Source organism: Rhodococcus sp. NPDC049939, assembly GCF_040656415.1.
Taxonomy (GTDB): domain Bacteria; phylum Actinomycetota; class Actinomycetes; order Mycobacteriales; family Mycobacteriaceae; genus Rhodococcus_F.
Window position 1 is genome coordinate 56,123 of sequence record NZ_JBFAMC010000001.1, and the last position, 20,192, is coordinate 76,314.

The 20,192-nt window shown below is 63.3% G+C and carries 19 protein-coding genes; 5 read left to right on the forward strand and 14 right to left on the reverse strand.

What is annotated here, in order from left to right; translation table 11 throughout:
* Nucleotides 1–173: 173 nt before the first annotated feature.
* From AB0I57_RS00235 to AB0I57_RS00245, 3 genes are read right to left on the reverse strand one after another with little or no spacing between them, the layout of a single operon-like run.
* A complete protein-coding gene (locus AB0I57_RS00235; protein ID WP_358328153.1) occupies nucleotides 174–935 on the reverse strand; it encodes an SDR family oxidoreductase in 762 nt (253 codons plus the stop codon).
* On the reverse strand, nucleotides 932–2,005 hold the full coding sequence (locus AB0I57_RS00240; RefSeq protein WP_358332978.1) for a phosphotransferase family protein: 1,074 nt from the start codon (nucleotides 2,003–2,005) through the stop codon (nucleotides 932–934). Before AB0I57_RS00240 ends, AB0I57_RS00235 begins: the two co-directional genes overlap by 4 nt.
* A 17-nt stretch (nucleotides 2,006–2,022) precedes the next feature.
* Entirely contained in the window at nucleotides 2,023–3,255 is a 1,233-nt protein-coding gene (locus tag AB0I57_RS00245) for an acyl-CoA dehydrogenase family protein (protein WP_358328156.1), read from the reverse strand.
* A 93-nt stretch (nucleotides 3,256–3,348) separates the two neighbouring features.
* On the opposite strand from AB0I57_RS00245, the gene AB0I57_RS00250 reads away from it, so the two are divergent.
* Nucleotides 3,349–3,945, forward strand: a complete 597-nt coding sequence (locus AB0I57_RS00250) for a TetR/AcrR family transcriptional regulator (protein ID WP_358328159.1) — start codon at nucleotides 3,349–3,351, stop codon at nucleotides 3,943–3,945.
* Between the two features lie 81 nt (nucleotides 3,946–4,026).
* On the opposite strand, the gene AB0I57_RS00255 is transcribed toward AB0I57_RS00250, so the two are convergent.
* From AB0I57_RS00255 to AB0I57_RS00280, 6 genes are all read right to left on the reverse strand, one after another.
* Complete coding sequence (locus AB0I57_RS00255) at nucleotides 4,027–4,362, reverse strand: hypothetical protein (protein WP_358328162.1); 336 nt, start codon at nucleotides 4,360–4,362, stop codon at nucleotides 4,027–4,029.
* A gap of 153 nt (nucleotides 4,363–4,515) precedes the next feature.
* On the reverse strand, nucleotides 4,516–5,745 hold the full coding sequence (locus AB0I57_RS00260) for an alkaline phosphatase family protein (protein ID WP_358328165.1): 1,230 nt from the start codon (nucleotides 5,743–5,745) through the stop codon (nucleotides 4,516–4,518).
* Nucleotides 5,742–6,644, reverse strand: a complete 903-nt coding sequence (locus AB0I57_RS00265) for a LysR family transcriptional regulator (RefSeq protein WP_358328168.1) — start codon at nucleotides 6,642–6,644, stop codon at nucleotides 5,742–5,744. The genes AB0I57_RS00260 and AB0I57_RS00265 overlap by 4 nt, the downstream gene beginning before the upstream one ends.
* A complete protein-coding gene (gene phnE, locus AB0I57_RS00270) occupies nucleotides 6,644–7,483 on the reverse strand; it encodes a phosphonate ABC transporter, permease protein PhnE (RefSeq protein ID WP_358328170.1) in 840 nt (279 codons plus the stop codon). Before phnE ends, AB0I57_RS00265 begins: the two co-directional genes overlap by 1 nt.
* 1 nt (nucleotide 7,484) lies before the next feature.
* The gene (gene phnC, locus AB0I57_RS00275) at nucleotides 7,485–8,258 is read right to left on the reverse strand and encodes a phosphonate ABC transporter ATP-binding protein (RefSeq protein WP_358328173.1); all 774 of its coding nucleotides are present in this window, start codon (nucleotides 8,256–8,258) and stop codon (nucleotides 7,485–7,487) included.
* Nucleotides 8,255–9,148 carry a phosphate/phosphite/phosphonate ABC transporter substrate-binding protein gene (locus AB0I57_RS00280; RefSeq protein WP_358328176.1) on the reverse strand — a complete coding sequence of 298 codons (894 nt, stop codon included), beginning with the start codon at nucleotides 9,146–9,148 and terminating at the stop codon, nucleotides 8,255–8,257. Before AB0I57_RS00280 ends, phnC begins: the two co-directional genes overlap by 4 nt.
* A 368-nt stretch (nucleotides 9,149–9,516) precedes the next feature.
* On the opposite strand from AB0I57_RS00280, the gene AB0I57_RS00285 reads away from it, so the two are divergent.
* Complete coding sequence (locus AB0I57_RS00285; protein WP_358328180.1) at nucleotides 9,517–11,586, forward strand: M13 family metallopeptidase; 2,070 nt, start codon at nucleotides 9,517–9,519, stop codon at nucleotides 11,584–11,586.
* Here AB0I57_RS00285 and AB0I57_RS00290 read toward each other — a convergent pair.
* Both AB0I57_RS00290 and AB0I57_RS00295 read right to left on the reverse strand, forming a co-directional pair.
* Nucleotides 11,569–12,873: a hypothetical protein gene (locus AB0I57_RS00290; protein ID WP_358328182.1), complete on the reverse strand. Its 1,305-nt coding sequence runs from the start codon at nucleotides 12,871–12,873 to the stop codon at nucleotides 11,569–11,571. The genes AB0I57_RS00285 and AB0I57_RS00290 overlap by 18 nt on opposite strands.
* A gap of 127 nt (nucleotides 12,874–13,000) precedes the next feature.
* A complete protein-coding gene (locus AB0I57_RS00295; RefSeq protein WP_358328185.1) occupies nucleotides 13,001–13,696 on the reverse strand; it encodes an NUDIX hydrolase in 696 nt (231 codons plus the stop codon).
* 61 nt (nucleotides 13,697–13,757) lie between these two features.
* Between AB0I57_RS00295 and AB0I57_RS00300 the strand changes: the two genes are divergently transcribed.
* Complete coding sequence (locus AB0I57_RS00300; protein WP_358328188.1) at nucleotides 13,758–15,317, forward strand: O-acetyl-ADP-ribose deacetylase; 1,560 nt, start codon at nucleotides 13,758–13,760, stop codon at nucleotides 15,315–15,317.
* A 12-nt stretch (nucleotides 15,318–15,329) separates the two neighbouring features.
* Here AB0I57_RS00300 and AB0I57_RS00305 read toward each other — a convergent pair whose 3' ends face one another.
* Complete coding sequence (locus AB0I57_RS00305) at nucleotides 15,330–16,058, reverse strand: HAD family hydrolase (RefSeq protein WP_358328191.1); 729 nt, start codon at nucleotides 16,056–16,058, stop codon at nucleotides 15,330–15,332.
* Between the two features lie 296 nt (nucleotides 16,059–16,354).
* On the opposite strand from AB0I57_RS00305, the gene AB0I57_RS00310 reads away from it, so the two are divergent.
* Nucleotides 16,355–16,633 carry an ANTAR domain-containing protein gene (locus AB0I57_RS00310; protein WP_358328194.1) on the forward strand — a complete coding sequence of 93 codons (279 nt, stop codon included), beginning with the start codon at nucleotides 16,355–16,357 and terminating at the stop codon, nucleotides 16,631–16,633.
* 299 nt (nucleotides 16,634–16,932) lie between these two features.
* The gene (locus AB0I57_RS00315; RefSeq protein WP_358328197.1) at nucleotides 16,933–18,039 is read left to right on the forward strand and encodes an NDMA-dependent alcohol dehydrogenase; all 1,107 of its coding nucleotides are present in this window, start codon (nucleotides 16,933–16,935) and stop codon (nucleotides 18,037–18,039) included.
* A gap of 44 nt (nucleotides 18,040–18,083) precedes the next feature.
* Here the strand turns inward: AB0I57_RS00315 and AB0I57_RS00320 are convergent, their stop codons facing one another.
* Both AB0I57_RS00320 and AB0I57_RS00325 read right to left on the reverse strand, forming a co-directional pair.
* Nucleotides 18,084–19,079 carry an LLM class flavin-dependent oxidoreductase gene (locus AB0I57_RS00320; RefSeq protein WP_358328200.1) on the reverse strand — a complete coding sequence of 332 codons (996 nt, stop codon included), beginning with the start codon at nucleotides 19,077–19,079 and terminating at the stop codon, nucleotides 18,084–18,086.
* A gap of 120 nt (nucleotides 19,080–19,199) precedes the next feature.
* Nucleotides 19,200–20,183, reverse strand: coding sequence for an LLM class F420-dependent oxidoreductase (locus AB0I57_RS00325; protein ID WP_358328203.1), 984 nt, complete (start codon nucleotides 20,181–20,183; stop codon nucleotides 19,200–19,202).
* Nucleotides 20,184–20,192 lie beyond the last annotated feature (9 nt).

Sequence of the window (20,192 nt, forward strand, 5' to 3'; positions counted from 1 at the left end):
GTGCCCTCGAAGATCTCGCCTGCGCGCGATCGACTACCTCGGAGACGTCCAGCGTGTCGGCACCGGAGTAGTGCGTCTCATTCATGGTGCACTTGTAGGCGCAACGCACGCCGTGGCAGCGGTGGGGTCCTCGGACTCGACCACCGCCACAGGTGTTCATGCGCGGAGATCCGCTACGTCATCTTTGCCACCATGGAAAGGGGCAGCAGCTTCATCGCCACCGAGAGCGGCGCCCACGGCCATGCGGGCACGTATGCCTTGCTCGGTTCCTTCTCGATGGCGGCGGCCAGTGCGCGGCAACCGGTTTCGGTGTCGACGATGAACGGAACGTTCTTCACCTTCTCGTTGATCTCCGAGCGGATGAAGCCGGGGAAGATGGCGCTGACGTCGATATCGGTTTTCGCCAGGTCGGCGCGCATACCTTCGCCGAGTGCCGCGAGCCCAGCTTTCGACGCCGCATAGGTCGTGAGATTGCGAGGCATCCCGCGCAACGCGCTCATCGACGAGATCAGCACGACGTGGCCGGCGTTGCGGGGACGGAACAGCTCGAGCGCCGCCTCGCTCTGCGCGAGCGCGCCGAGGAAGTTGGTGCTTGCGGTCTGCACGTTGGCATGAAAGTAGCCGGTGCCCAAGGGCTGCCCCTTGCCGAGACCCGCGTTGACGATCACCCGGTCCAGGCCGCCGAGTTCCTCGTCGAGTTCGGTGAACACGCGAAAGACCTCGTCGTGTACGTCGACGTCGAGCTTGCGGATCGCCACCGTGATCTGCGGGTGCTCGGCCAGCAGTTCGTCGCGCAGTTCTTCGAGTCGGTCGGTTCGCCTGGCCGCTAGCGCGAGATTGCGACCGCGTGAGGCGAATTCGCGTGCCATACCGCGACCGAGACCCGAGCTTGCGCCCGTGATGAGAATGTTCTTACGTGTCGTGCGCTTGCTCACGCGTTGCCCTCCGTTTTGGTGTCAAGGCCGTCGATCAGCTGATTGCAGCGGGTGTCAAGGTATCCCACGGCGATCCAGAAGTGCTCGAAGGCTGGGTTGGTGGTCTGGCCATGGTGGTACCGGTAGTAGATCTGCTGCGCGATCACCGCCAGCCGGAACAGCCCGAACACCTCGTAGAACCGCCAGTTGTCGATCGGCAGTCCCGTGCGTTGACCGTAGTACTCGACGATCTCGCGGCGGGTGAGCATGCCAGGCAGGTCCGAGGGCTGCCGCTTGGTGGCCTGCATCATCGGGTGATCGTCCGCCTCCACCCAGTAAGCCAGACTCGACCCCAGATCCATGAGTGGGTCACCGATCGTCGCCAGCTCCCAATCCAGGACCGCACGCGGCTTCAGGTCGTCGCCGAGGACGACATTGTCGAGCCGGAAGTCGCCGTGGATCACCGCGGACGCGACATCGGCTGGTTGATTGTCGGCAAGCCAGGACGTCACCCGCGCGAAGTCGGGCACGTTGTCGGTCCGGGCGGCCGAATAGCGCTTCGTCCATCCGGACACCTGTCGGGCGACATAGCCTGTGCCACGCCCGAACTCGTCGAGTCCGGATGACGCCGGGTCGACACCGTGTAGTTCGATGAGCAGGTCGATCACCCGCAGGCACAGCTCCCGCGTGTTCGCAGGGGTGAGGCCGAATTCGGCGGGGGGAGCAGAGCGCACAATGGTGCCCTCGACACGTTCCATTACGTAGAAGTCACTGCCGAGCACCGCCGGATCGGTGCACAATCCCACCATCTTCGGCACGTGGGGGTACACAGGTGCGAGCAACGACTGGATCCGGAACTCGCGGACCATGTCGTGACCGGACGACGGCTTGGCGCCCGCCGGGGGTCGACGCAGTACGAGGTCGCGGTCGGGGTAGCGCAACAGGTAGGTCAGGTTCGATGCACCCCCGGCGAACTGGCGGACCTCGGGAGTGGCGGTCAGATCGCCGGACCCGTTCTCGCGCAGCCAGTTCGCCACGGCCTCGACATCGAACGCATCCTCGTCGCGAACGGTACGGGCGTTGTCCGGCATCCCGGACGCCTTCGCGGTCACTTGTACTTGCCCAACTCGAAGCGAGCCACCAGGCCCTGATGTACCTCGTCCGGGCCGTCCGCGAGCCGTATCGCCCGAGCCGTCGTCCACGCGCCTGCGAGCGGGAAGTCGTCGGACAACCCGGCGCCACCGTGAATCTGGATCGCGAAGTCGATCACCTGCTGTGCTACCCGAGGTGCGGCGACCTTGATCTCCGATACTGCCGAGCGTGCCCCGGCGATGCCCTGTGTGTCGAGCAGCCAGGCGGCGTTGAGCACCAGCAGCCGCAACTGGTTGATCGCGATGCGGGCATCCGCGACGCGTTCCCGATTGCCGCCGAGGTTGATCAGCGGCTTGCCGAACGCGACGCGCTCGGTGCCACGGCGGATGGCGAGTTCGAGCGAGGCCTCCGCGAGGCCGACCAAACGCATGCAGTGGTGCACGCGGCCGGGGCCGAGCCGACCCTGCGCGATCTCGAATCCCCGTCCGGGACCGGCGATGATCGCGTCGAGAGGCAACCGCACGTTCGTGAACGACACCTCGCCGTGGCCGGCGGGCTCGTCGTAGAAGCCCATCGTCGACAGCATCCGCTCGACCTTGACACCGGGTGTGTCGATAGGCACGAGAACCATCGAATGTCTTTGGTACTTGTGCGCTTCCGGATCGGTGAGGCCCATGAAGATCAGGATCTTGCAGTCCGGGCTGCCTATGCCGGTGCTCCACCACTTGCGGCCGTTCAGCACCACCTCGTCTCCCTCGACGACGGCGGTCGCGGCCATGTTGGTGGCGTCGGACGATGCGACGTCGGGCTCGGTCATGCAGAACGCGGAGCGGATCTCGCCGTCGAGCAGCGGTTGTAGCCAGCGCTCCTTTTGCTCGGTGCTGCCGTAGTGGTAGAGCACCTCCATGTTGCCGGTATCGGGGGCGTTGCAGTTGAAGACCGCGGAGGCGAAGGGGGAGCGACCCATCTCCTCGGCGAGCGGCGCGTACTCGACGTTGCCCAGGCCGGCACCGAGTTCGGTGTCGGGCAGGAAGAGGTTCCACAGTCCCTGAGCCCGAGCCTTGGACTGGAGCTGCCGGAACTCGTCGGGCACTTGCCACATCGCGGCGGCGGGGACGTCGGAACGCTGCGCGAACGGCTCCACCCGCTCAGCCCGCAGACGCGCCTCGACTGGGGCGATCTCAGTAGCGATGAACGCACGTAACCGGTCGAGGTACTCCTTCGACCGCGCGCTGTGAGCGAAATCCATGCCTTCCTCCATGACGCCGCGGACTAACTAAGCATTGCTCAGTTAACCTAAACGTAGACTTGCCCGGCAATCAAATCTGGAGGGTGCCCTCACGTGTCGACCGAAACCTCACTCCCCGGCACAGCAGCCAACCGGCGGCGGCTCCCACCGGAAGAGCGCAAGCGGCAACTCGTCGCGATCGGCCTACAGGAGCTGGCGACCCGACCCATCCACGCGTTGTCCATCGACCAGGTGGCCGAGAAGGCCGGGATCTCCCGCGGATTGCTGTTCCGGTACTTCCCGACCAAACAGGACTACTACGTGGCCGTTGTGGGCGCGGCGGCCCGTCGCCTGCTACGCGCTGCGAAGGCGGACCCCGACGACGCATCCGGCGAGCCGTTGCGGGTCGTGGTCCGCGCGTTCGTCTCCTTCATCGACCGGCACGGCGCGAACTACCAGTCGTTCTTCCACGGCGGCTTCGGCGCCGATGCGCAGATCCACGAAATCCGCAAGAACCTGCAGAACACCATGGTCGAGCGCACGCTCGATGCCACCGGCACCGAATCGTCGCCCGCCAACAGGGTGCTGCTGCGGGCATGGTGGGCAATGGTCGAATCCCTCGCCATCGACCGCACCGTTGACCCCGTCTTCACCGTCGACGACGTCGTCGACCGTGCGATCGAGGCGCTACCGATCCCGCACCGACGCTGACGCCCGCCGGGGTCGGTCGCGTCTGGCCTTCCCCTGCCGAGAGCTTCGGCTACTCAGATACTTGATCATCGACCCCGTCATCTAGGCATACTGGCGATCCACCGTCAGCGCGGCGACGGCACTGCCGAGAGCGGCGGCGAGGAGAACGCCCCAGACGAACCACGGCGCCCCTAGCACCCCGAGAATGATGCCGCCGAGGCCGAATCCGATGACGCCGGTGTCGTACTTGTCGAGCGCCTTCGCCTCACCGCGGCGGGCCTTCCGGATCTCCCGGTAGACGGCAGGGAGGAGCAGGGCCCAGGCGAGGCCGTGGACAGCCAGGGCGGTCGGGCTCGAGTTCTCCCTCAGCAGCAGAACGGTGGAGACCGTGAATGAGAGAAATATGCCGACGATCGGTGTCCAGTACTTGTTAGTCATCGTTCGCCCTTTCGTTCGGTACATGATCGCAGACTCAGTCACTGAACGTCCTCGAGACCAGGCCCTGTGGTAGATGCACCGAACTTCAAGCGATTTGAACGTTGTCCGCCCGGCTGCGTCCGGTCTCTTTCCGGCGACTGAACGTCCTCGAACTCAAGTGCCGACGTGGTTCAGGACGAGGTCGTGGATGTCGCGGCTGCGTAGGATGCCTGCCTCGAACGAGTCGGCGAGGGGGCCGTCCACTTTCGTGCTCAGGATCAGCGGCACCGGCTGCTCGTGGCGACCGCCGTGCGAACGAAGGGGCCCGTGCAGCTGGCTCAGATCGTGATCGGCGGAGGCGCTTCCGAGGGCGGTGTCGGCGGAGGCAGTCACCGCCAGATCGCCGATACGGTCGCGGGGCAGCTCGTACACGGTGGCGGCATCTTCCCGGTCCCAGATCTCCTCCACACCGGGCAGTGCGCTCAGTACCCGGCGAGCGGCATCGCGGTGCTCGGCAGGCAGATGGAGCCAGGCGAACGAGCCCAGGGCGCCATGGTGTTTCACGTACGGGTCGGTAATCGGCAGCACGACCTCCTCGACCGGGATACCCGCCGCCTTCAGCACGTCCTTCAGGTAGATGACGCGGGGGTCACCGTTCTCGTCGTGTTTGGCGTTCATGCCGTGGTCGGCTGTGACGGCTACCGTGCAGCCAGCGTCCAGATACTCGCCGAGCAGAACATCGAATTCAGTGAAGAACAGATCTGAGACATCCTCGCCCGGCGCGTATGCGTGCTGGACACGGTCGGTCAGCGACACGTACAGCAGCCGGATCTGCGGGGCGGCGCGCAGCGCGCTCAGGCCGATACGCATGGCGTAGTGGCTGGCCAGCGGGTCGTAGACCCCCGGCGCCGGCTCGCCGACGAGCCCCTCGACGGACTCGATGCCGTACTCGGGGATGCCCGCGCCTGCAGCCCGCTCGACGCTGACGCTGGGCACGCCGCCATTGCCGAGCAGCTGGCGCAGCTTGTCCTTGGTCGTCACCATCAGGGTCGGCACCCCGGCCTCTTTGAACCGCGCGTGGATGCTGGGCGCGCGCAGGTACTTGGCATCGTTGAGGAGCACCAGGCCGTCCTCAGGCGTCCGGCAGTAGTTGCCGGGAATCCCATGGATGGCGGGCGGTACGCCGGTGACGATCGAGATGTTGTTGGGGTTGGTAAGGCTCGGGACCTCGGAGGACCCCACGCTGAACACGCCGCCCTCGTCGAGCATTCGCTGCAACCGGGGCATGATGCCCCGTGCGAGTCCGTCGTGGAAATAGGTGGGGTCGCCGCCGTCGACGGTGATGACGACGACGGTACGATCCGGCACCCGATATGCGCGGTTGTTTGCGATGACGGTAGTCATTCGATGCCTTCCTTTTCTCGAACGTGTACGAGAAAGAGTTCTTCGCTGAGGGTCAGCGGCCGCTCTGCAAGCCGGACGAGGTTGATCGGGCGATTGGGTGGGGCCGGGTCGAGATGGATTTCGCCAATTCGCCCAAGCTGGAGTGCGTCTTCGGCGCAACTTCGTGGGAGGCAGGCGATGCCGAGGCCGTGGGCAACCGCGCCGATGATGGCGCCGTTGCTGGCGATGGTGCTGGTGTGAGTGTTCGGGACACGCCACTTCCTCAGCAGGTCGAGTTGGTACCGGCGGCTCGCTGATCCTTCTTCACGGAGAAGGATGCGACTGCCTCGTAGCTCTTGGGGACTCGCTTGACAACCAGCGAGCGGGTGGTCACCGGCGACGATCATCGTCTGCGGTTCGCTGGCCACTCGACTTGCTGTGAGTGATGGCTTGTCGGTCTCGGCGGCAATGAGCGCAAACGCTAGTCGACCATCAGTGACGGCTTGCACCACTGCCGTCGAATTGTCTACGCGCAAGTCGATCTCGACACCGGGGTATTTGCATGCGAACGACGTGACCAGCCGCGGCAGTAGCTGATGTGTCACCGTCACCGTGCCGCCCACTGCAAGTACGCCTGAAACCGGCGCTTTGCGCAGCCGCGTCACCTGGTCGGCAGCCTCGTTGGCGAGCGAGAGCAGCGTGCGGGCGTGGTCGACGAGGGCCTCGCCCGCATAGGTGAGCCGGGCGGCACGTCCAGATCGGTCGACGAGGACCACGCCCAGCTCACGCTCTAGCAGTTGTAGGTTGCCCGATACGGTGGATTGTGCGATGCCGAGCGCGCGAGCCGCGGCGGACAGCCCCCCGTGATCTGCCACAGCGACGAATGTCTCGAGCCGCTGCAGGCTGAGCTTGGGGGCCATCAAATGATCCGCGCACGGATTCGAGACGAGATGAAGTCGATCGTCGCGACCGTGACGATGATGACGATCAGGATGGCCGAGACCTTGTGGTACTGGAACAGCCTCATCGCCACCGTCAACTCGAAGCCGAGCCCGCCTGCGCCGACCATGCCGAGCACGAACGCGTGGCGCACGTTCGATTCGAGACGGTAGAGACTGTAGGTGATCACCTCGGGAAGGATCTGCGGGATGACGGACCAGCGCAGAGTCGTGAGCAATCCCGCGCCCGTCGACTCCAGAGCTTCACGCGGGCCTGGATCGATGTTCTCGACTGCCTCGGCGTAGAGCTTGCTCAGCTCACCACACGAGTACACGGTCAGCGCGAGCACACCCGGGAAGGGGCCGAGACCCACCGCCGCGACGAAGATCAGAGCCCAGATCAGGTCGGGTAGCGAGCGCAGAACACTCAGGATTGTCCGCGATACCGCGTACACCACTGGGTTGCGACCGAGCAGGTTCTTTGCGGCGCCCATCGCGAGAAAGGTGCTGATGATCATCGCGAGCAGCGTGCCCCAGAGCGCCACGGCCACCGTCGTGAGAATCGCGTCCCACAGACTGGGGATGACCGCCAGGTCGGGCGGGAACATTCGAAGTAGGAAATCGACCAGGCGGGGGACGCCCTGGATGAACCGACCAGGGCTGAGACCGAGGTCATTCGCACTCCAGCCGAGAAAGATGAGCACCGCCAAGACCACGACGATGTTCCGTACCCACAGGACGTTGCGTCGCCGCGCCGACTCGGGCGGCAGAACGGGTGGCTTCGACGAGGTTGTGGTCGAAGGTTGCTGATCCACAGTCATGTCAGGCCGCCTTCTCAGCACCCTGGCCGTAGATCCGACCGATCTCGTCTTCCGAGAGTCCGCTGGGAGTGGTATCGATGGCGATCCGCCCGTCCAGGAGCGCGACAATCCGCTCGCCGTGGCTGCGCGCGAAACCTAGCTGATGAAGGCTCAAAATGACCGTGATGCCGTCACGTTCGTTGATTCCTTTGAGCAGGTCCAGAATCTCGCCCGCAGTCACCGGGTCAAGGCTCGCAATCGGCTCGTCCGCAAGGATTACCTTGGGGTTCTGCGCGAGCGCTCGAGCAATTCCCACGCGCTGCTTCTGCCCGCCACTGAGTTGGTCGGCGCGTTGGTCGGCGAAGCCCGCGAGTCCTACGGTCTCGAGGATCGACAGCGCATGTTCGCGCTCGTCCTGGGTGAAGATTCCGGGGAGAGACCGGTAGGCAGGTATATCCGGCAGCATGCCGGCCAATACGTTCTGCAGCACGGTGATCCGGTTGACGAGGTTGTAGCCCTGGAAGATCATGCCGACTTTGCGGCGGATACCTCGCAGCGCACTACGGTCGGCGGCGTGTACCTGCTCTTCGGCCACGGTAACCGTGCCTTGGTATGGGGCTACGAGACCGTTGACGCACCGCAGCAGTGTTGACTTCCCTGTGCCGCTGCGCCCCAACAAGATACAGAAGTCCGACGCCGGAATCTCGAGATCGACCCCGCGCAGGACCGCCTCTTCCTTCCGCCTGTATGTGAGGTGGACGTCGTCAAAGCTGACTGCCTCACCCGCGCCGGTCATAGCGCAGGCTCCAGACCCGTTACCTCGTAGGCGGTACGGACCACGTCGTAGTCGGAATCGTTGGCCAGTCCGAAGTGGCTGAAGCCGGTTCCTTCGAGGGCGGCGGACAGTGCGGGGGTCTGGTCCAGGAACGCGTGTCGGAGCAGTTCCTTCTTGTCCTGGGGAAGGTCGGCACGGTAGGTGATCGGGTCGGGAGGGATCACGGGGGATTCGAACACTGTCTTGATTTCATCTTGTCCGGCGACTCCGCTGTTGATGAACTCGGGGATCTTGCGACTCGAGATGGCTGCGACGTCGACTCGCCCGTTCAGGAGCGAGAGCAGGGACGCGTCGTGACTGCCCGAGTAGACGATCTGCGAAAACAGGCTGTCGGGGTCATAGCCGGCTTCGGCGAGGGCATACTGGCCGAAAATGTGTCCGGATGTAGACGCGGGGTCGGTGAATGCGACGACCTTGCCTTGGAAGTCTGCGGGCCCATTGATGCCCGAATCGGAACGCACGATGAAGCTCGAACGGTACGGCACGGTGTCGTCGGACTGGATGGCGGATGCGAACGGCTCGACGCCACCGTTGACCCGCTGGCTGGCTAGTACGTACTCTGAGGGGCCGAACCAGGCCATGTCGAGGTGGCCGGAGTTGAGTGCCTCGATGACTGCTGTGTAGTCGGCTCCGACGTAAGGCTCGACCCTTAACCCGGTGGCTTGGCTCAAGTAGTCGACGAGCGGTTCGTACTTGGCGAGTACCGCGGCCGAATCCTCGTCGGGGGAAAGACCCAACCGGATGGTATCGCTCGAATTGTCGCTGGAGACACCGCACGCTACGAGCGTCAGCGCCAGTAGAGCAATCAATCCGGCAACTACTTTGCTGCGCCGAAAGTTACGGATTCTCATGAGGAGTCACCCTTCTCCGCGCCCGTGACGCGGCAATGCCTGCACGTTGCAGCTCAGACGCTACGAAACGCAACCCAGCCCAGGATGTCGGATAGGAATCGTGGCAGGGAACGAGAGGTAAACGACCGGTGTTGCCCGATGATACCCATCGGCAACATCGATGGAGGTGCCCTGAAGTCGACGCGGTCAGGGGCGGACAAGTGCTCCACTGCAACGCTCTCGACCCGCATGACGTGCTGAAACTCCAACCGAATTCCGTCCGCGCGCACGCCCACGGAACCGAGCGACAGAAGTAAGCGACCGCATCAGCACTCCATCGACGGGTACGTTGGAAGAAATGTAAACGCAGAGCGGCGGAAGAGAGAACGGTGCAAATCGGGCGTAAACGGTGGATCGTCTTGGTGGCGGCTGGTTCGGCCTTGGCGATCGGCGTCGCGAGTTGTTCGTCCACCGAGGTCGCCGAACGTTCGAATTTCGCTTTCGATACCTCTGAACTTGACTTGGGGATCAACCCTTGCGACGACTTCAACGGCTTCGTGAACGGCCAGTGGGCCGCGCAGACCCAGATTCCCAGTGACCAATCGTCGTACGGCGTCATAGACCAACTTCGGGACGAGAGTCTCGAGATTCAGCGCGGAATCGCCGATAGAGCAGCCGCGGATCTTGGGAGTGCGGACGAGAATTCCGACAGGGCCAAGATCGGGTTGCTCTTCGAGTCGTCCATGGACGAAAGCTCCATAGACGATGCCGGATTCTCACCCATTGCGCCCGAACTGGATCGGGTCGACTCGATCCAGTCTCCTGCGGACGTCGCAGCGTTCCTGCGCGAGGACGCCGCAGACGGCGGATCCATTCTGTTCGGTCTTTCATCCGGTGCCGATTTCCAGGATGCGAGCAGGCAGATCGGGTACGTCAGTCCGACCGGAATCTCGTTGCCGTCCAAGAATTACTACACCGACCCGCAGTACGCAGAGATCCTCGACGCCTACCGCAACTACTTGCACTCCTCGCTGGGACTGATCGGCATCGATGACGCCCAGGCCTCGGTTCAGGCAGATCAGGCTCTCGACCTCGAGAAGGCTCTGGCAGCGGCCTCGCTGTCGCCGGAAGAAGCGCGTGATCCGGGCACTCAGTACAATCTGGTCACTGTCGACGAGGCGAACGCGACGACACCGGCATTCGATTGGCGGCCATATTTCGAGGAGCAGAATGTATCGCCCGACGAAGCGTTCTCGCTGGCCGACACCACGTACTTCACACAGGTAAACCAATTGCTCGACCAAGCGCCGATTGATCAGTGGAAGTCGTATCTGCGTGCGCAAGTGGTCAATAGATCGGCAGATCGGCTATCGAAGCCGTTCCGGGACAACAAATTCGAATTCAACAAGCAACTCACGGGCAATGCTGAACAAAGCGAACGGTGGAAGCTTGCCGTCGGCGACGTGAACTCTGCCATGGGTGAGGCGATGGGGAGATTGTACGTCGAGGAGGCGTTCGACCCGGCGGCCAAGCAGAGTGCCGAGGAACTTGTCCAAAATGTGCTCGATGCTCTGAGGGTTCGCATTCAAAACGTCGATTGGATGGGTCCGGAAACCAAGCAGCGGGCGCTGGACAAGTGGTCGCAGATGGTGCCCAAGATCGGATATCCGGACAACTGGCGTGACTGGTCCGGGTTGCAGATCAACGAGGGTGAATACTTCGCCAACCTCGCCGCTGCCGACAAGTTCAATCATGCCTACGATCTGGCGAAGATCGGAGAGCCGTCCAACCGGTCGGATTGGGTGATGACGCCGCAAACCGTCAACGCCTACTACAGCCCGAACGACAACACGATCAACTTCCCGGCAGCGATCCTGCAGGCCCCATTCTTCGACCCGAACGCCGACGACGCCCTCAACTATGGCGGCATCGGGTCGGTGATCGGCCATGAAGCGACACACGCGTTCGACGATCAGGGTAGCCAGTTCGACGGCCAGGGAAATCATGTGAACTGGTGGACACCGGAAGACAGAGCGCAGTTCGACAGCAGGACAGCCAAGTTGGTGGAACAGTACGACGCGTACACGCCGATCCCCGGTATGCCTGACGTTCATGTCAACGGTGAACTGACTCTCGGCGAGAACATCGCAGATCTGGGTGGTGTCAACACCTCGTACGACGCGTTGCAGACCATACTCGACTCCCACCCGGGTGCTGCGGTCGAGGAGATCGACGGCTACACGCCGAATCAGCGGTTCTTCCTCAACTACGCGCGTGTGTGGCGGGACAAGACACGCGACGCGGCCCTCCTCACTCAGATCAACAGCGACCCGCATTCGCCGGCGCCCTTGCGCGTCAGTGGTGTCGTAGCGAACGTCCCCGGATTTGCGGAGGCGTTCGGATGTCCACCGGGTGCTCCCGAGGCGAACGTCGGTGATGAACTAGTGGCGATATGGTGATCTGTTCGCGGTAGGTGCCGCACGTGTGGGGTGTGGGAGTGCGACCACTCGCAGTGCCAACCGCAGCAATTCGTATGTTTTCGCCCAGGACCGCGCCTCATGCTCGCAAACGTCTGCTTCCTCTGCCTCACCCTCGTCGCGAGCTGTTTCCGCGGATTCTCGCCAGGCAATCTCCTGTTCCTGTGTGATCGTCAAGTACTCGAGAATCGCGTCGCGGTCGTTGCCGCACACTGCCGCGACCTCGTGTCCGCTCAGCGACCCGGAACCTTCGGGATCGAGGTGTAGCAGTGTCAGAAGGGCAGGCGGAAGTTCTTCTTCGTCCTCGTCCTCGTTGCTTTCGCGGCTCGGGTCCTCGGCGAACAGGGAGCCGCCGAACCGCGCGGCGAACCGGGCGTCGACAGACGGGGTGAACTCGCTGAAATACTTGAGCGCATCGAGCAGGTGGCGGGGGACGAACGGATGTCCGGAGACCTCGATCGACGCGTTGAGGCGGTCCTCGTCGAGGATGAACCGGATTCCGGGCCAGTGCTTGGTGAGGTCGCAGGCGTTTTCGGCGGCTCGGGTGCGTCCGACTATTCCGTGCACCAGCGGAGCCCACACACGCACGAGTGGTTGGTTGGGATTCGTGATCACCAGCACCAGTTGGTCGTCCATCTTCAGGACGACGTCCCCGTCGTCGTCAACCTGGGGTCGAGAACCGAGAGCCTTTTCGACGGTGCAGGCGACGAGGTTTCTGAGCTGATCCGAGTCGCGGGACATCACAGCGGTGTCTTCGTCGAGATGGGTGGAGTCGGGTGGCGGTTCGAACTCGACGGTGTCTACCGCAAGGTCGGAGCCTTCGAGTGTGCCGACGATTTCGGTGCGGATGAAGCTGGGATCTGGAACGCTCCAAATATCGCGCAGTGTGTTTACGGTCATCGCCGCGAGCTGGTCGGCCCAACGCTGCTCCTTGTCAACGAAGAACGCGGGTGACCCCTCGTCAGGTTCATCGTCAGGGTGGCGTGTCGGGCGATCCCACCCGAGCTCTACCAGGCGTCGCTCGGCCTCCGGCGCAAGTGCGTAGCGGGGCGCGAGGTACACGTTCGACGACACCTCAGCGCGCACGTATTCGTCTTCCCAGAGCAGGAATTGGACATATGGCGTGAAGCCGACCACGGTATTCTCCTCGATCCACTCGAGGGTCAGAGTGTCGTCGTTCTGCATCGCCGAGAGGTGGTCGGCGAGTTTGCGCTGGAACATGATCCAGGATTGGTCGACGGCTTCGTCGAAGCTGGTGCTGTCGAACAAGTTGCCCCCTTGTCTGTCGGACCCGTACTTCACCATCTGATGTTGGCTGATGCAGTCGAGCCGTACCGTTTTCAACGTAGCGTGCCGGTCTGACAAGTCAGGCAACGGCAGGTCTGCGCGAGTGTGGTCAATCAGTGAGGATTCTGGCCGCGACGGCGGGCAGTTCGGAGTCACCCTTGCGGCGGAACAGCTCGGCGGGACGGCCGGTTCCGCTTCTCGACATCTGCCCGGTCGCCTCGATCGCGTCGATGACGAGTCGCCGAAACGAGTCCTTGGGGAGGGGACGGTCGAAGACGGTCTCGTACAGGTACCTGAGTTCGAGCACGGTGAAGGTGTCGGCGAGCAGCCCGGAGGGGTCGACCCCGCGGGCATAGCGGGCACGCACATCGTCGACCGCGCGCGACACCATGGCGGCGTGGTCGAAGGCCAATGGCGCGGTCACAGTCCGTCCGTCGACGTGGACAAGAATGGCGTCGGGTGGCAACGCGTCGCGGCGCAGCGTCGCACCGTGCGCCATGGACAGGACCCAGCCGCGCTCGTCGCGGTCCGGGGCGTCGAACATCGAGAGCTGATGGAATTCCGCGCCGACCAGTCTGGCCTTGGTGCTCAGCGCTCGTTCGGCCGCTTCGGCCAGCCGCTCCCCGGGTCGCAGGAACGAACCGGGAAGTGCCAGCGCGCCATCTGGTCTTTCGACGACCAGGACGTGGAGCCGGCCCGTGTGCACGGTGAGGACCGCAACGTCGACGGCCACGGATGGCCGGGGGTAGTCGGTAAGTGCCTTGCCGTCGGCATCGCGCCAGTCGGTTCGTGCTTTCGAGGTCACTCTTGCAGATTAGCGCAACGGTGATCTAATGTTTAGTGCAAATTCGATCTAAGGGGGTTCTGTGAGGTTGTCCGAGGAACAAACCGACCGCGCGTCGGGTGTGCTTCTCGCTACTGCGTCCGGTGATGCGTTGGGTGCGGGCTACGAATTCACGACGCCGAGGCCTGACGCGGTGATCGACATGATCGGTGGCGGAGTATGTGCGTCGGCCCCGGGTGAGTGGAGCGACGACACCTCGATGGCGATCGGGATCGCCAAGGTCGCCGCGCGCGGAACCGATATCTCCGGTGGACCGGGGCTGGATGCCGTTGCGGCGCAGTTCGTCCGGTGGTACGACTCCGGGACGGCCGACACTAGGAGCCAAACGTCGGCTGTGTTGTCGAGCAGACCCGCGTCGGCCGACGAGATGCGTAAGATCGCGCGGGCTCTGCCGGGGCGTAAGGGCGGCAACAGTTCGCTGATGCGGACAGGGCCTGTCGCGCTGGCCTACCTCGGCGACGCCGATGGCTGTCTGCGGGCGGCGCGAGCGGTCAGCCTGCTCACCCACGACGACAAGCGTGCCGTCGAGGCGTGCGAGATGTGGACCTACGCCGTCCGGCATGCCGTTCTGCACGGCACGTTCGACGGCATACGCAAGTATCTAGCGCGGGCATCGACTGGAGTGCGCGACTATTGGGAGTCGTTGCTCGACCTGGCCGAGCGGGGTACCCCGGAGCAGTTCCCGAACAACGGTTGGGTCGTCGATGCGCTGCTGACTGCGTGGTGGGCGATAACCACCACCGATTCGACCGGTCCCGAGCACCTTCAGCGAGCTCTGGAACAGGCAGTGCGCGCCGGTCACGACACCAGCACCACTGCGGCAATCGCTGGAGGATTACTCGGGGCCCGGTGGGGTGCGTCGGCGGTCCCGGTCCGCTGGCGCAAGGTTCTGCACGGCTGGCCCGGGTACCGCTCGTCAGACTTGGTGCGTCTGGGCGTGCGAACGACGAAGGGAGGCGACAACCGTGAGGGAGGGCGGTCGTCCACGCAGTTGAACAGGCCCGCTAGGTCAGGGGTGACGAGTGAGCGTGCGGCTGTGCAAGATCGCCGCAACACCCAAGGAGTACGCACACGCACACCAGTCATCAATATTGTTCATGGTGACATCACCAAGCAGCGGGTGGACGCTATCGTCAACGCGACCGATTCCTTGCTGAGCGGCAACGGTGGGGTTGACCGTGCGATCCACCGGTGGGGTGGCCCGGCGCTCCCTGCGGCGTGTCGACGGCTGCGGGCCACGACACTGCCGGACGGGCTGGCAGTGGGGGCGGCCATCGCGACGACGGCGGGAAAGTTGCCCGCGAAGTGGGTAATTCACACGGTCGGGCCGGAATACTCGCGCCAGGAGGACCGCAGCGACGTGTTGCGGGCGTGCTACCGCCGCAGCCTTGCTGTCGCTGACGGACTCGACGCCACCACGGTCGCGTTCCCGCTTATCTCGTCAGGTACGTTCGGGTGGCCGCGGGCCGACGCTGTGCTGCAGGCTGTCGAAGCAGTGCGTCGAACCCGAACGAACGTCGAGGTTGTCACGTTTGTCGCGTTCGATCAGATTTTCGCCGACCTACTGCGCCGCACTGTCTGAAAGTTGCGCGCGTCAGCTATCGCCGCGTGGAATTGTGTTCTCACGGATCTTGTTTCGCTCGATGGCGTCTCGGAGTCCGCTCGTGCGTTCCGCCAGGGGAAGCGGTTCGACGAGCGCGAAAGTGCAGCCCACCTTTCGTGCGGCTCCGTCGGCTTCCTCGCTGTCGCCGATCATCAGGGTGCGTGAGGGATCGGCGTCGAGCGCGTCGAGCGCGTATTCGAAAATCTTCGGATCGGGTTTCACCACACCAACCTCGAACGAGAGTACGAACTCGTCGACGAGGTGCTTTACACCTATGTCGGCAAACGTGGGCCGGATGTCGAAGGCGATGTTGCTGAGCACCCCGATCTTGATTCCACGGTTCTTGAGCGAGACGAGTACCTCGGCGGTGTCAGGATAGGCTCTCCAACTACGTGGGTTGATCGACCGCTCGTACAGCCCTACGGCCTGGTCTTCTCGCGCTACACCGGACTTTCGCAGCACCGTGAGGAACGCCTTCCTGTGGAGTCGTGGGTCCAGGTCGCGGTGGGTCCACGCGTAGTGTTCGGCGGCATCCATCTCAACAGGCTGGCCCACCGGCGCGGTCATGCGCCGCATCAGTTCGGCTTGGTGATGGACGTCGATCGGTTCGCCTTTGTGGTTGATGAAGTCGGCCATCCAACTCGCGTCCTCTTCCAGGCGGAAGAGGGTGCCGGAGAAGTCGAAGAGCACTGCATCGAAGTCGATGGAATCTGAGGACACCTTGTCAGGCTACTGACCTCGGACTATTTGTGCTCGTGCCGTTGGAACTGGAGTTCACTTGCGGCAGCGGGGTTTCTCCTACCCCAGAGTAGAACTCGACAGTAGAGGTGGACACCGAGGTTCTTTGCTCGAACGCGTATACTTTTGCCGAAGAGCAACTTTGGGATTGGTATCGATTCGGTGACGAACGTCATCGGGTCGTTAATTTGTGTGGTAGGGATGTGCCTACCCGTGAACGACAACGCGCCTATCCGTGGATGACAGCACCGAGTGGCGACACCTCAAAAGGCGGAATCTTGGCGATTGAAGCTCGTAGCGAGAGCCGCGCATTGCAGAACCTGTCCGCATTGGACGGAGCGATTCAAATTCTGACAACTGCGCGTGGGAACGCGTACAGCACGGATCAGGCTTCAGATGAACTCCTCGACACTTCGATGCGACATCAGGTCGATCTCGGAGATCTCGCGGAGGCGCTCGTCGACATCGCTCAGGGCGTCCAGGCTGTCGCTGACGAACGCCGGCGGGCGCGTGACGTGGTCAGGCAAGAGTGGGGAGCGCTGCTTCAGCTCCTGTGACGATTGTGCAGGCCAAGTGTCCACGTTTCCCCAGACGAGGACTCAATTCGTCAACTGAGGGTAGTGGCCTGGAGTGATAGTCTTGCGGACGTCATCCGGAACTGTCGGACGCGGGAGCGATCGACACGGAGATTTCGATCATCGAACTTCGCCGAAGCATCTGCGTGGGTACGAGAAAGTTGCACCGACGAGATCCCCTTCGTCGTAACTGAACTGCCTCTGGATGATGTTCGGTTCCTTTGTCACGACACGGCATCTCGACGCCACGGCTCACTCACGCCACTCAACTAGGAGAAGGTATGAAGACCAAGGCCGCCGTCCTGTTCGAAGCAAACAAGCCGTTCGAAATCGTGGAACTTGAGCTGGACGGGCCGGGCCCTGGCGAAGTTCTCATCAGGTATGTCGCTGCAGGACTGTGTCATTCGGATTTCCACCTGATCGACGGAGTATTTTCGCCGCGGTTCCCGATCGTCGGTGGTCACGAGGGTTCCGGAATCATCGAAGAAGTCGGCCCCGGTGTCACCAAGGTGAAGCCGGGTGATCATGTGGTCTGCAGTTACGTCCCGAACTGCGGGACGTGCCGCTATTGCTCCACCGGCAGGCAGAACCTGTGCGACTTGAGCGAGATGATCCCTCAGGGTTCGATGCCGGACGGCTCGTTCCGGTTCCGCTGGGGCAAGGAAGACTGCGGCGCCATGTGCATGCTCGGCACCTTCTCCGAACGGGCCATAGTCTTGCAGCACTCCGTGGTAAAGGTGGACGACTGGATTCCGCTGGAGGCGGCTGTGCTCGTAGGCTGCGGCGTACCGGCCGGTTGGGGCACGTCGGTGTATGCGGGTGGCGTCGGTGTCGGTGACACCGTCGTCATCTATGGCGTCGGGGGACTCGGAATCAACGCTGTGCAGGGCGCGGTCAGTGCCGGCGCCAAGTACGTAGTGGTCGTGGACCCAGTGGCGATGAAGCGGTCCTTCGCACTCGAGTTCGGCGCCACGCACGCGTTCGCCGACGCGGCCGCGGCCGCAGAGAAGGTCGACGAGTTGACTTGGGGACAGGGTGCTGATCAAGCACTCATCCTGGTCGGTGTGGTCGACGAAGAGGTCGTCCAGAACGCCACCGCCATCATCGGTAAGGGCGGCACGGTGGTCGTTACCGGACTCGCGGCCGAGGACGAGCTGACGGTTCATGTCTCGGGTGCCGATCTCACCATGAACCAGAAGACCATCAAGGGCTCACTTTTCGGTTCGTCCAACCCGCAGTACGACATCGTGCGGTTGCTGAGGCTCTACAATGCCGGACGACTTCGGCTCGACGAGTTGATCACTACCAAGTACACGCTCGAGCAGGTCAATGAGGGCTACCAAGATCTGTTCGACGGCAAGAACATCCGTGGCGTGATCGTCTATTAGATGTCGCCGTCACCTGTGATTGGTCGGGCGAGCGCTCGAGTTCGTCAACCACTCACGCGTGCGGAGTGCCACGCGTCGGCGATCAGATCGTAGGACCGCAGCCAGGATTCGGTGTTCTCCGTATAGGAAGCAATGATCAGCTCGTCTGCCTGTGCGTGCTCGGCGAACTCATCGAGGTAGACCTTGACCTCGCGGGGAGTGCCTATGGCCGCGTAGCGCACCATTTGTCGTATTTGCTGACCGGCGGGAGACGCCATGATCAGGTCCAACTCCTCGGGACTGAATGTCTGTCCACGTCCGATCATCTGCACTACTCGTCGTCGAACGGCCGATTCGAACTGCCGTTGCGCTTCGGCGGTGGTGTCCGCGGCAATGGCGTTGACGCCTGCGATCACATACGGCTCGGACAGTTGATCGGACGGCTCGAAACGGTCTCGATACAAAGTGACGGCCTCGACGAGCGAGTCCGGTGAGAAGTGGGAGGCGTTGGCGTACGGGAGCCCCAGCTTCGCGGCGAGTTGTGCCCCGAACAGCGAGGACCCGAGGATGTACAGCGGGACGTTCGTGCCCTTTCCAGGGACGGCGTCGACGCCGGGCACACGCGACGCCCCTCCGAGGTACGCCTGAAGCTCTAGAACGTCTTGCGGGAACCGGTCTGCCGAAGTCGCGTCGCGGCGCAGGGCGTACATCGTTTTCTGATCGGAGCCGGGTGCCCGTCCGAGTCCGAGGTCGATGCGGCCTGGGTGAAGGGTTTCGAGGGTGCCGAACTGTTCGGCGATCGTCAGCGGTGCGTGGTTGGGCAGCATGATGCCACCCGCGCCGAGTCGAATGCTCTGGGTATGTGCCGCGACGTGGGCAATCAGGACGCTCGTTGCCGATGAGGCGATCGTTGCCATGTTGTGGTGCTCGGCATACCAGATTCGGCGATAGTCCCGAGTCTCCGCGAGTTGCGCCAGCGCGACGCTGGCATCGAAGCTGTTGCCGGCCGTGTCACCCTCACGGATATAGGCCAGATCGAGAATCGACAGCACAGCACTCACGGACTTCGTCACCTTTCGTCACCGGACAGACGCGAACCTTTAGCCTCGCGCATTACTTCCGAGTGCAACCGCAGAAGCGGCGAGCGTATTCCCGGACGCGGAGAGCCAGGAAGCCTGGGGTCAGGCGTCCACCAGCGGGCGTAACGTGCGTCCGGCCAACTCCACGATCCCGGGCTGGTGGCCGTTGGCCGCGAGGTTGAGGATGATGCCGTCGATACCCTGGTCGAGAACACGGGTCTTGATCTGTTCGGCGACTTCGTCGGGACCGCCGCAGAACATCCGGTCGGTGGCGGCGGCGCGTTCGGTGTCCGAGGCCTTGGACAGGTCGATGCCCCGCCTGAGCATGAAGTCGTGCTGGAGTTGCCGGGCGCGATCGCCGCTCTCGTCAAGGAAGACGAACGACAGGAAACTGGTTTCGAGAGTGGACCGGTCGCGGCCGATCTCGGCACACCGCTTCTCGAGGGCGTCGAGCTTGCGTGGTAACTCGCTCGCGTTGCAGACGATGTTCAAGTGGTCGGCAAATCGGGCGGCGAGGGCGAAGGTTTTCTTCTCGCCGGATCCGCCGAGCATGATGGGTAGATCGTCACGGATGCGGGGTTCGTTGATCGCGGTTTCGACGTGATACCACTTGCCGTCGAAGGTGGGTCGTTCGCCGCGGAGCATCGGGGTGATGATCTGCAGGGCCTCGTCGAGGCGTTCGAATCGGTCGGTGAACGTGCCGAATTCGTACCCGTACTGCTTGTGTTCGAGTTCGTACCAGCCGGCGCCGATACCGAGGACGGCGCGGCCCCCGCTGGCCACGTCCAGGGTGCTCACCGTCTTTGCGAGCATGGCCGGGTTACGGTATGTGTTGCCGGTGACCAGCGCGGATAGCTGGATCTTCTCAGTGGCCGTGGCCAAAGCTCCGAGGGTGGTGTAGGCCTCGAGCATCGGTTCGTCGGGCGCACCGAGACCGGGTAGTTGATAGAAGTGGTCCATCACGAGCGCGCAGTCGAAGCCCGCGGATTCGGCTTCGCGTGCCTGGGCGATGACGGTGGGAAACAGGTCCGCGACGGGGGCGGAGTAACTGAAGTTCGGCATCTGGTAGCCGAGGCCGATGGTCATGCAATCGAC

Excerpts from the sequence above, each read along its gene's own strand:
- AB0I57_RS00240 (WP_358332978.1), bottom strand. The coding sequence starts at position 2,005 with ATGCCGGACAACGCCCGTACCGTTCGCGACGAGGATGCGTTCGATGTC.
- AB0I57_RS00245 (WP_358328156.1), bottom strand. The coding sequence starts at position 3,255 with ATGGATTTCGCTCACAGCGCGCGGTCGAAGGAGTACCTCGACCGGTTA.
- AB0I57_RS00255 (WP_358328162.1), bottom strand. The coding sequence starts at position 4,362 with ATGACTAACAAGTACTGGACACCGATCGTCGGCATATTTCTCTCATTC.
- AB0I57_RS00260 (WP_358328165.1), bottom strand. The coding sequence starts at position 5,745 with ATGACTACCGTCATCGCAAACAACCGCGCATATCGGGTGCCGGATCGT.
- AB0I57_RS00265 (WP_358328168.1), bottom strand. The coding sequence starts at position 6,644 with ATGGCCCCCAAGCTCAGCCTGCAGCGGCTCGAGACATTCGTCGCTGTG.
- phnE (WP_358328170.1), bottom strand. The coding sequence starts at position 7,483 with ATGACTGTGGATCAGCAACCTTCGACCACAACCTCGTCGAAGCCACCC.
- phnC (WP_358328173.1), bottom strand. The coding sequence starts at position 8,258 with ATGACCGGCGCGGGTGAGGCAGTCAGCTTTGACGACGTCCACCTCACA.
- AB0I57_RS00280 (WP_358328176.1), bottom strand. The coding sequence starts at position 9,148 with ATGAGAATCCGTAACTTTCGGCGCAGCAAAGTAGTTGCCGGATTGATT.
- AB0I57_RS00315 (WP_358328197.1), top strand. The coding sequence starts at position 16,933 with ATGAAGACCAAGGCCGCCGTCCTGTTCGAAGCAAACAAGCCGTTCGAA.
- AB0I57_RS00325 (WP_358328203.1), bottom strand. The coding sequence starts at position 20,183 with ATGACCATCGGCCTCGGCTACCAGATGCCGAACTTCAGTTACTCCGCC.